Origin of the sequence: Ligilactobacillus pobuzihii E100301 = KCTC 13174 (assembly GCF_000349725.1) — a bacterium.
Classification (GTDB): Bacteria; Bacillota; Bacilli; order Lactobacillales; family Lactobacillaceae; genus Ligilactobacillus; species Ligilactobacillus pobuzihii.
The window spans coordinates 1-10254 of record NZ_KB714706.1 but is presented as its reverse complement, the minus strand read 5'-3'; the positions used below and the strand labels follow the sequence as shown (position 1 = coordinate 10254).

Below are 10254 nucleotides of genomic sequence, written 5' to 3'. Positions count from 1 at the left end.
CGTCTTCAAGCCTGTCACACCCGTGGTGGCCGCTGCTGTGGCTAGCGTTCCTAAATAAGAACGTCCAGTCATGGCCACGGATCCATTGCACCACCAAGCTTTGATCTCAATGTTGTCAGTTTTGTTGGTAAAGGCCCGGCGGTTACCAGCTAACCATTCAATGATGGCAATGGTCGAAGATGTTTCTTCTGGACTGCCACAGGTCCTAACACCTTGAGAGCCACGAGTTCCGATCCCAGCAGCATAAACGATGGCAAAGCCACGCGCAGCAAGATAGTCGTTTAAAGTATAAGAAGCTTCACGTCCAAAAGTCTCCTCAGCTTGTTGGGTCGTACCATTAACTGGGCGTTTTTCTGGCAGTTGCGTGGCAGGTTTTTGGTATTTGATATCTGCATATTTTAAATCATTAGGTTCTTTATGTGTCAAAGGCTGATCAACATTATGCATCATCTTGTCGCCAGCTTCGTCGTTAGTTCCCTGATTATAGGGACTAGCAGTATATACAGCGGGTACTTTTAAACCATCATTGGTATCAACTGGACGTAAGATCTCGGCTTTGAGTAAGTCACGCTGTCCGTCGTGATCAGTGTCTAAGCTAGATTCGATATAAACGACTTCCCGGATCAGTTCATCGGTGGAAAAGACTGGTTGGGACTTACCATTGAACAGTAATGGCTTTTGTGTAGTCGGCAGGTCGTATAATGGTAGAAAATAACCTTGAGCAGCTAAACTATCCAACAGATTTTGTCCGTTTTTGCCACGAGTGTTCAGTAGATCATACCAGGCACCAATCAAGTCAGAAACATCAGTGATTTTGTCATGATAAAGTAAATTAAATTGCTTCATACTGTTTAAGGGTGTTGCCGTTACAAAATCGTCACCACAAGTAAACCCAAGCAACTGGAGCCCAACCGTGTAAAACGCACGGGCATCTACGGTGTGTTGTTCTATGTAGTTAAAAACATTTTCAGTTGGACTAGCTAAGAGGTTGCTGATCATTTCCTTTAAAGAACTTTGACTTTGAGCTTGTGGAAATGATTTATAAATAAAGGATAACCAAAGCTCGTTAAGACTAGTTTGCGGTGTAACTAGTTGGTTTAAAAAACCAATACCTTGTAGTTCAGAAACTTGAGTACGGTAATCAACGTTTACACGTGAAAACTGGTTAAATTTCATACAAATGTACCTCTTTTCTAAAAACATTGTTACCAATAATTATAACGCATACAATTGGTTTACGCAGTAATTAAGACATTCAGTGGGCTAAACGACCTGCCCAAATATAATTATTTATTTGAATGAAACGTTTGCACTTGTTACATTCTAATGCTAAAATAGCAAGTGAAGTAAATATGGTTTATCTTCAGGGCAGGGTGTAATTCCCGACCGGCGGTAATAGTCCGCGACCCTTATCCATAGCGGTAAGGTTGACTTGGTGTAAATCCGAGACCGACAGTTAAAGTCTGGATGAAAGAAGATAGAGTGATTTGAAAAATACAAAGTCGCTCTGTTACCCTGAAAAGGTAGCAGGGCTTTTTTATGTTAACAAATTGCCATTGAAGATAGACCTCTAATTAATTTAGGAGGGGTTTTGTCATGCAGCACAGGTCAATGAAAAAATGGGTCATCGCAGCAGGTTTAGCAGGTATTTCTTATATTTTAAGGTTTATTACCTTTCCAGTTATCCCGTTGGTGCCTTATTTGAAAATTGAGTTTGCGGATGTGCCGGTCTTATTAGGCTTTTTTGCCTTAGGCATCGGCGGTGGTATTGGGATCAACTTGATCCGTTCATTACTGTTTTTCGTTGTATCAGGAGTTTCTTTACCAAACTTGATCGATGTTTCAACAGAATTTGTTTCAACTTTGGCAATTTGTTTACCAGTTTATTTACTCTTGAAGGCTAAAGATGATCCACGTGTTAAGGATTATCTGCTGGCAGGTCTTGTTGGTACTTTAACTTTGACGGTGATCATGGCACTCGGGAATATGACAGTCATTATGCCTGCTTACGTTGCTTCATTAGGTATGAAGTTGTCGCTACCGATCAGCAAGATGGTCTTATTCGGTGTGATCCCGTTTAACTTTATAAAAGGGCCAGTTGTCATTGCTGTTTTCGCTTTTGCTTACGCCAAGATGCATGGTTGGTTGGCAAACAAAGCATCAAGTTTGAGAACAGCTAATTAAAAATTAAATTCCAAGGAGAGCGAGACCAAAGTCGTTTTGAAGCCGGTATTGCATTGAGGATTCAGACTTTTGAAACGCGTTTATGCTGTAAAAATTAGAAGTGATAATTTAATTATTTTTAGCAAAAGAAGAGACTGGGATATTGTTTTGTCCTAGCCTCCTTTTTTAATAATTTACAGAAAATTGATGGTAAAAGCCACATAATTTGGTATGCTAAAGGTAAATTCAGAGAAAAAGGTGAGCTTACTTGACAGGAGCAAGAGAAAAGACAGCTGCACGGCTGAAAAAAGAAGCATAATTTTTATGCGGATTAGTTTAGTGGATCCACCTATGGGCAAGGACTGGCTAAAATGGTGGGTAACGATAATATACGTGTTTTGACTGAATCGTTTACCTTAATTGCGTATGTGCAATATGGACGAACTCCGAACCGTTGGACGAGAGAAATGGCCGCCGAAGTAGTTGGTTTGGATTTAGTGGACCATGCAGAGTATAACGATCTTTTTGTGAGAACCTTTGTGCCAATTTTAATAAATTATGTCATTTATTTAGACCATGAAGTTGGCTATATCAAAAATAGTGCAGCGTTGGTTCATGGCTTGGTCGATGGAAGTACCATTTTTTACGAAACTTATTATGCACCGGTTGAACCTAGTATAGAAAATATGCCGCCAGAGGCACTTGAACAGTTGAAAGGTGATACTGGGAGACAATTATTGGCCCAAACAGACCCGGCTGAAGTTGAAATGATGAAAGAAGAGTATCGTTATTTAAAAGCAGCGCAAGATAATCACGAATCTTTAACCCCTGAAGAGCAAAACGTGCTTGAAATTTTAGAGAGATTATTTGGTTTTCATGATGTATCTCCAGCCAAAAAAGGTGGTCAAGCTCAGATGAAGTTGCACAAAAAGAAGGGCAAGAAGAAAAAACGTTAAAAATATTAACAAAAATGTGGAGGTACATACAAATGAAAATCGAACATATTGGTTTATTTGTGAAAGATCTAGAGCAGACAGTACTTTTTTACCAAGAATTTTTTCAAGCAGAACCATCTAAACTTTACCATAATCCAAAAACGACTTTCTCTTCACGTTTCTTGCGCTTTCCTGATGGAGCGCGTCTTGAAGTTGGCACGCGTGAAGACTTAAATGAAAAACGTTTGGCAGGTTATCCTGTCGGCTACATGCACTTGGCGTTTGCACTAGGGTCTAAACAAGCAGTTGATGAACTGACCGCTAAAATTGCAGAAGCTGGCTACACACATTTGAGTGGTCCACGAACAACGGGAGATGGCTACTATGAAAGTGTAGTTTGTGACCCAGAAGGTAATCAAATCGAGTTAACGGTATAAAAAATGGCACTATCCTTTATTTCATTTTGAAGTAGCGGATAGCGCCATTTTTTAATTTTTATTTTGGGCTAGCTTAGAGTGTTTGATCCCATAAGTGAAGTAAATGATCGCTCCGATCACGACCCAAACGATAAACATTAACCATGTTTCCTGCGATAATTGTGTCAACATTACTATACATAATAGGACGGAAATAATCGGTAAGACTGGATAAAATGGAACTTTGAACCCATCTTTATTTGGAATATCTTGACGTTTACGTAAAGGAATGATCCCTGCTGAAACAAAGGTAAAGGCCATCAATGTCCCAATATTAACTAAGTTAGTCAGTTGATCAAGCGATAACATGCTGCCAGTTAGACTAATGATCAACGTGACAGCTAACATACTGTGACTTGGCATATGTGTTTTCTCGTTGATCTTGCCCAAAAACTTTGGAAACAAGCCGTCACGACCGATCGAATAGATCAAACGAGAAGAACTGTAGATCATTGAGATCATCATGGTAAACATCCCAAGCATTGCTCCAATTGAGAGCACACCAGCGACCCAATCTTGGTGCACTAATTGCAAAGCAAAAGCTACTGGATTACCAACATCTAATTTGGTATATTTGACCATCCCAGTTAAAACGATGGAAACTAAAATATATAATAAGGTACAGATCACTAGAGTTCCGATGATCCCACGCGGCATGTTTTTTTCTGGTTGCTTAACTTCAGCTGCAGCTGCGGAAACACAATCAAATCCCAGGTAGGCAAAAAAGACTAATGAAGCACCAGAAAAAATACCTTTAGTGCCATACGGGGCAAATGGAGTCCAGTTAGAAGGCTTGATATAAAAGACACCAACGAGTAAAAATAAAATAATTATGGCAATTTTGATGATGACCATTAAATTATTGACTTTCATGGAAGTTGAAACTCCACGAGATAATAGTAAAAAAATCAACCAGATAATTGCGAAGGCTACGATATTAAAATAAGTTCCGTGTGCGGGATCAAATGGGCCATCCAAGGCTTGTGGAATATGTAGACCAAATCCAGCGATAAAAGAATTAAAATACGAAGCAAACCCTGTTGAGACAGCGGCTACAGCCAACATGTACTCTAAAATTAAAGACCAGCCTAAAAACCAGCCAATTCCTTCACCGAAGATGACGTTACCGAATGAATAAGCACTTCCGGCGATCGGTAAGGCCGATGAAAATTCAGCGTAACACATCGCTGCCGTAGAACAAACGATGGCTGCGATCACAAATGACAAAACAATGGCGGGCCCGCTATGCGTTGCGGCAACTGTCCCAGGTAAAATAAAGATCCCTGTTCCAATTACTGCCCCCACGCCCATGGCAATTAGGTCGGATGAACCGAGGGTTTTTTCAAACCTTTGGTCCTGATCTAAGTAACGTGAGAGGTCTTCTTTAAGTGTCACTCGTTTCATTAAACTCATAACTCTGCCTCCAGACCAAATTTGACAACTTAATATTAAAATGAGAGAAACATTAATTTTATTTAGTTGTAAACTTGAAAAATTGTATACCTATGGTTATATCATAAAGCTTTAAATTGTTAAAGTATAATTAGAAAAATATTTTTTACGGTCATAGGAACTTCATTTTGCCAAACGTTTTTCTGACATTAGATGTCAGTTGCTATTTTGCCAGTTCTTTTGATACACAGACAAAATGTTCAATGATAGAATGTAGAAAAGCCTAGGGGGAATTTGAAATGAAACATGTGGTAGTGATCACGGGAGCACCAGGAACTGGAAAAACGACTGTGCGTAATTATTTGACCCAAAAATATTCAATGTCAAAGATCTTAACACATACAACACGTCCTAAGCGCCAAGGGGAAATAGACGGCGTCGACTATTATTTTGAAACAAACGAAAGTTTCGACCAAAACCATTTTTTAGAACACGTTGAATATGATGATAAAAAATATGGTTCTTCAATTGAAGGGCTACAACGAGCGTGGAAAGAAAATGACTGGGCTGCGGTCGTATTGGATACGAAGGGTGCGATTTCATACTTACAACAAAAGCCAGCTGAAACTCTAATTTTATACTTAGAAACATCAAATCAAAAAAAGCAGGCACAACGTTTGGCGAGTCGGGGTGATAGTTCTGTTTTGATCAAGAAACGTTTAGCGAGTCAAGAAGCAAAACGTGACTTAAAATTACCACAAGAATTACATCAAAAAGCACATTTGCTATTAAACGATGATTGGGAACAAACTAAACACTACTTGGACGCCTGGCTGGTCAAGGCTGGCTGGCAAGTTTCAGTTGACCAAACTTCAGCAAAGTAAGTCACATTTAAATCGTTTGTTTAGTTAAGTCAGGCGATATGATTAACGTTAGCTGTTTTTCATGGTACTATACTTTAGTAGTAATAATTACTTTTTAAAGGACGTGAAAGATTTGATTGCCGACGCAGTGCGGATCTTGAAGCAAAACAACTATAAATTGACTAAACAGAGACGTAGTTTGCTGGAATATTTAAGTGATAACCAACACGAATATCTTGAAGTGACGCAAGTTGATAAACATATGCGCGAAATTTATCCGACGATGAGTTATAACACGGTTTATCGTAATTTGCGTGAGTTTGAACAGATCGGGATCATTGAAACAAAAAGTCAGGCAGGAGCAACCAACGTCAAGTATCAGTGTGATTTTAGCAATATGCACCACCATCACTTTATTTGCCGTAATTGTGGTGCTGTTTTTGAATTGGATGAGTGCCCTTTGGATTATTTTCAAGAACAATTACCCGGATGTAAGATCGAAGGGCATCGTTTTGAAATTTATGGCATTTGTGACAAATGTTTGGCTAACGGTGTAACTGCGAATTGATTTAATTCCTATGAATTAGTAATGACTCTTAAAATTGTTTTAGGAAGTTCACAGCTAGCCTTTACTAATAAGATAAACATTTTATAATAACATATAGTGAAAAAACTTTGTTTAAGGCTTTTTGATCGATTATATGTTTTTGTTTAAAGTTAGGAAATAATAGCGAAATATAGTCGTAATTTTTTCCTGACCAGTAAACTAATTATAAAGGAGGAAGAGTTTTGTCCAATAGAACGGCACCATTTATAACACCGTTTGCTATTTTTTCGGCTGTACTTGCTTTAGGAGCAACTAACGTTGTTGTTAACACAGCAACTCATTCCTCAGAAGGGAAGCCAAGAAGTTCAGTGGTTTCCAGTTCATCATCGTTGTCTTCAAGTAGCTCGGTCGTGTCAGATGAATCCGGTTCATCTGACATTTCTTCTAGTTCAGCTGTTAGTTCCAGCTCTGACAGCAGTTCAGCAGAAACTAGTTCAGCAACAAGTTCAGCTGATAGTTCGAGTGCTTCATCTACTGATGAGCAAAGCAGTGGAGTTAATGATGAAAGTGATAGTGATCAAAATCAATCTTCATCAAATGATACGGATTCTGATCAAACAAATTCCGCTACAGATGAGAATAACGACAGTGATGCCAATAATGGGATCAGCACTCAAGACGAGCAAGAACCTGATACACAACAAAATAGTCAGTAGGGAGGAAGGTTAAGTTATATGTTTGCTATATTTCAGACGATTGCCGCCTCGCTAGGTTATGTTAACTTGAGCGCCACGATCAAAAGTCGTGTTTATACGATTTTAGCTTCGCTAGGCGATTTCTATTTATTATATGTTGCTTACCGCTTTTATCGTAATGGTTTTCCTGTTCGTGGGACCTTATTTATTTTAGCATTTTTGGTGATCGCTTATTTTTGTTACCTTAATATCGTTTATTATTTCACTGATCAAAAGGCTAAGTATGATGTCTCTCCTAAAATTGAGGAGACTTTGCATATTGAATCGAAAGATCCGTTAAGTGAAGAAGAACAGGCAGTTGCTAGTGCTGGTTTAGGTTTTGTACAGACTAATGGGATCTTTGATAAAGAACAAGAATTTTTACCAGCAAGATTGGATATTTCAAAAAAAGAACGAGCTAATATTCAAGAAGTTGCACAGGCCTTGATCGATGTAGGCTTTGTGACCGCGAATTATGCTGGTTTAACTGATAAACAAATTGCTAAACAGTCACAAAAAAGGGACGAGGCAATTTACAAGTTAGTTCGTCCGGTGGCTTTACCGTATTTTGAACTTGTTCATGAAAAAGACAAATTCGTCATTTATGGTGGTCTCAACCAGATGCGTTCCGCACAATTAGCTACCGTCAAAACGATTGGCTTATTGGCGGCGGATGCTGCGTTGGAAAAATATGATGTATACTTGGCTACGACATTGTTAACGGATGGGCCGTCTAAAAAGGCAACACGTCAAGGTGTTGATGAGTTTGCACGTCCGTACGGGATCGATGTTAAATTTGCCTATCATAAAAAGGGAACACCAGCCCTCAAAATCAATCCACAAGATGAGAAAAGAGAACATGAAGTTAAGCTTTCTCAGGAAGCTTTAGTTGGCAGTGGTAATGAGGCTTCTCAAGATGAAGTTAAAAAAATCGCAGATGAGCAGACAGATGACGAAATGGATAAGAACAGTAACCAAGAAGAACAGATGAAAAAACAGTCACATTTGAGACGACGTGATCGCCACAAAAGGTAGGATTACGAGTTTCTTAACTAACATCAATATGTTAGGTGAAATGATGACATTATTTTGACCCTTGTTTAGTAGAGATATGTTACTAAATAAGGGTATTTTTGTAGTTAATTTTTATGCTAAAATATTAATGAGAAGGTAACATAAACCTAAATTTTTTGTATCAACAGAGTCATTTGTACAGAGATGTGTGGGTCTTGCATATATTCAAATTTTAAGAATCCTTATTTATCAACTATTGCAAGCGGTGTCATATGCCTGAAATAAGTAAGCCACCTGAACATTTTCTTGCTTTTATGTTTTTTTTTCTATAAAATTATTAGTGTTACTAAAAATAAATTTAGCAATTACAAAATTAAAGAACGAAAGCGGGCGATATAAATGGCAATGATCGAATTTAATAAAGTGAATAAATTTTATGGCGACTTTCATGCTTTAAAAGATATCGATTTGAAGGTCAACCAAGGTGAGGTCGTTGTTGTGATCGGTCCATCTGGTTCTGGTAAAAGTACTTTGATCAGGACGATCAACGGGTTAGAAAGTTTCTCTTCAGGACAGTTGCTCGTTAATGGTATGGATCTTTCTGATAGAAAAGCGGACCTCAATACACTCCGCCGTGATGTTGGGATGGTTTTCCAACATTTTAACCTGTATGACAACAAAACAGTATTGGAAAACGTCATGTTAGCACCGCGACTAGTGTTAAAACGTGATGAAAAAGAAAACAAAGAGATCGCAATGAAATACTTAGAGTTAGTTGGCTTAACTTCAAAAGTCGATTCTAAACCTCGTCAGTTGTCTGGTGGGCAAAAACAGCGGGTCGCTATCGCTCGTTCTTTGGCAATGCGTCCAAAAGTCATGTTATTTGACGAACCAACCAGTGCGCTCGATCCGGAAATGATCGATGATGTTTTGAATGTTATCAAGAAAATCGCGCAAACCACTGATATGACCATGGTCGTTGTTACACACGAAATGGGCTTTGCTCGTGAAGTAGCTGACCGGGTGGTTTTTGTGGATGACGGAGCGATCGTGGAAGATGATCCAGCCGAGCAATTTTATAATCATCCGACCGAAGAGCGTGCACGACAATTCTTAAGTAAGATCATTGTGCACAAATAGGGGGGGAGCAAGCATGTCGAAATGGTTTAAAAGGGTACTGACAGTACTGGTACCAGTTTTTTTGGTGACAGTGCTTGCAGGCTGTGCGGAACAGAAACCTGACAATGTGTATGAAAGTACCAAGGAGTCTAAAAAAATCGTTTGGGGTGTTAAAGCCGATACCCGTTTATTTGGTTTGATGAACGTTAAAACAGGGAATATCGACGGTTTTGATATCGATTTGGCTAAAGCTTTGACTAAACAAATGTATGGCAAAGATGCCAAAGCTGAATTTGTTCAGACGACTGCTAAAACTAAGGTGCCACTCTTAAAGAATGGTAATATTGACGCTGTTGCTGCCGCGATGACTATCACAGATGATCGTAAAAAAATCATCAACTATACACAGCCTTATTTTGGTGCGGGTCAGTCATTACTGGTTAAAAGAGGTAGTGGTATCAAGACTGTCAAAGACTTAAATAAAGCAGGTATAAAAGTGATGGCGGTGAAGGGGACTACAGCCGTTGATAATGTTCATAAATTTGCTCCGAAAGCTAGGGTTTTGGAATTAGATGATTATGCTCAGGCATTTACCGCTTTGAAATCGAAACAAGGTGTCGCCATGACGACCGATAACGGTATTTTGTACGGAGTTGCTAAAGAAAATCCAGATTATGAAGTTGTCGGTGGCACATTTACTAATGAGCCGTATGGATTAGCGGTCGATAAAGGTCAAGATGAGATGAGTGACCATTTAAACAAGGCTTTGGATGAACTCAAAGCTAATGGGACATACTCGAAATTGGTCAAGAAATGGTTTGGCGGCATTCCTGGATTCAATGTTAAGGAGGTGGAAGAACCATGATCAATGTTTTAACTAATAACTGGTCGACTTTGCTGACTGGTTTTGGCAACACGATCTTAGCGAGTGTGATCGCGCTGTTCTTCTCACTTGTTATTGGGTCAGGTTTTGCCATCATGGAAACTGTTCCCAGTAAACTTGCACGGGGG

11 protein-coding genes, 1 pseudogene and 1 riboswitch are annotated in these 10254 nt (G+C 39.1%); of the genes and pseudogenes, 10 read left to right on the top strand and 2 right to left on the bottom strand.

Annotation, left to right across the window (positions count from 1 at the left end; genetic code table 11):
- A partial coding sequence (locus tag LACPOB_RS12235; protein ID WP_040533264.1) for a CocE/NonD family hydrolase occupies positions 1–1176 on the bottom strand: 1176 nt, incomplete at its 3' end.
- Positions 1177–1355: 179 nt separating this feature from the next.
- Positions 1356–1483: riboswitch (FMN riboswitch) on the top strand.
- Between the two features lie 113 nt (positions 1484–1596).
- Here LACPOB_RS12235 and LACPOB_RS0111325 point away from each other — a divergent pair.
- The 3 genes from LACPOB_RS0111325 (at position 1597) to LACPOB_RS0111315 (ending at position 3535) form a co-directional block, all read left to right on the top strand.
- Complete coding sequence (locus LACPOB_RS0111325) at positions 1597–2184, top strand: ECF transporter S component (protein WP_017868934.1); 588 nt, start codon at positions 1597–1599, stop codon at positions 2182–2184.
- Positions 2185–2534: 350 nt separating this feature from the next.
- A complete protein-coding gene (locus LACPOB_RS0111320; RefSeq protein ID WP_017868933.1) occupies positions 2535–3119 on the top strand; it encodes a hypothetical protein in 585 nt (194 codons plus the stop codon).
- Positions 3120–3151: 32 nt separating this feature from the next.
- Positions 3152–3535, top strand: a complete 384-nt coding sequence (locus LACPOB_RS0111315) for a VOC family protein (RefSeq protein WP_017868932.1) — start codon at positions 3152–3154, stop codon at positions 3533–3535.
- A gap of 51 nt (positions 3536–3586) precedes the next feature.
- On the opposite strand, the gene LACPOB_RS0111310 is transcribed toward LACPOB_RS0111315, so the two are convergent.
- On the bottom strand, positions 3587–4987 hold the full coding sequence (locus LACPOB_RS0111310; RefSeq protein WP_017868931.1) for an APC family permease: 1401 nt from the start codon (positions 4985–4987) through the stop codon (positions 3587–3589).
- Between the two features lie 278 nt (positions 4988–5265).
- On the opposite strand from LACPOB_RS0111310, the gene LACPOB_RS0111305 reads away from it, so the two are divergent.
- The 7 genes and pseudogenes from LACPOB_RS0111305 to LACPOB_RS13195 form a co-directional block, all read left to right on the top strand.
- Entirely contained in the window at positions 5266–5850 is a 585-nt protein-coding gene (locus LACPOB_RS0111305) for a guanylate kinase (RefSeq protein ID WP_017868930.1), read from the top strand.
- Between the two features lie 112 nt (positions 5851–5962).
- Positions 5963–6397 carry a Fur family transcriptional regulator gene (locus tag LACPOB_RS0111300; RefSeq protein ID WP_017868929.1) on the top strand — a complete coding sequence of 145 codons (435 nt, stop codon included), beginning with the start codon at positions 5963–5965 and terminating at the stop codon, positions 6395–6397.
- 221 nt (positions 6398–6618) lie between these two features.
- Positions 6619–7092: a hypothetical protein gene (locus LACPOB_RS0111295; protein WP_017868928.1), complete on the top strand. Its 474-nt coding sequence runs from the start codon at positions 6619–6621 to the stop codon at positions 7090–7092.
- 18 nt (positions 7093–7110) lie between these two features.
- The gene (locus tag LACPOB_RS0111290) at positions 7111–8145 is read left to right on the top strand and encodes a DUF6681 family protein (protein WP_017868927.1); all 1035 of its coding nucleotides are present in this window, start codon (positions 7111–7113) and stop codon (positions 8143–8145) included.
- 378 nt (positions 8146–8523) lie between these two features.
- A complete protein-coding gene (locus LACPOB_RS0111285) occupies positions 8524–9264 on the top strand; it encodes an amino acid ABC transporter ATP-binding protein (protein WP_017868926.1) in 741 nt (246 codons plus the stop codon).
- Between the two features lie 13 nt (positions 9265–9277).
- A complete protein-coding gene (locus LACPOB_RS0111280) occupies positions 9278–10108 on the top strand; it encodes a transporter substrate-binding domain-containing protein (protein WP_017868925.1) in 831 nt (276 codons plus the stop codon).
- Positions 10105–10254: pseudogene (locus LACPOB_RS13195) on the top strand (amino acid ABC transporter permease); the annotation flags it as partial. The gene LACPOB_RS0111280 and the pseudogene LACPOB_RS13195, both read left to right, overlap by 4 nt.

Bases quoted from the DNA above. Each gene is read 5' to 3' on its own strand.
- LACPOB_RS0111305 (WP_017868930.1), top strand. From the start codon at position 5,266: ATGAAACATGTGGTAGTGATCACGGGAGCACCAGGAACTGGAAAAACG.
- LACPOB_RS0111280 (WP_017868925.1), top strand. From the start codon at position 9,278: ATGTCGAAATGGTTTAAAAGGGTACTGACAGTACTGGTACCAGTTTTT.
- LACPOB_RS0111315 (WP_017868932.1), top strand. From the start codon at position 3,152: ATGAAAATCGAACATATTGGTTTATTTGTGAAAGATCTAGAGCAGACA.
- LACPOB_RS0111285 (WP_017868926.1), top strand. From the start codon at position 8,524: ATGGCAATGATCGAATTTAATAAAGTGAATAAATTTTATGGCGACTTT.
- LACPOB_RS0111320 (WP_017868933.1), top strand. From the start codon at position 2,535: ATGGTGGGTAACGATAATATACGTGTTTTGACTGAATCGTTTACCTTA.
- LACPOB_RS0111310 (WP_017868931.1), bottom strand. From the start codon at position 4,987: ATGAGTTTAATGAAACGAGTGACACTTAAAGAAGACCTCTCACGTTAC.
- LACPOB_RS0111325 (WP_017868934.1), top strand. From the start codon at position 1,597: ATGCAGCACAGGTCAATGAAAAAATGGGTCATCGCAGCAGGTTTAGCA.
- LACPOB_RS0111290 (WP_017868927.1), top strand. From the start codon at position 7,111: ATGTTTGCTATATTTCAGACGATTGCCGCCTCGCTAGGTTATGTTAAC.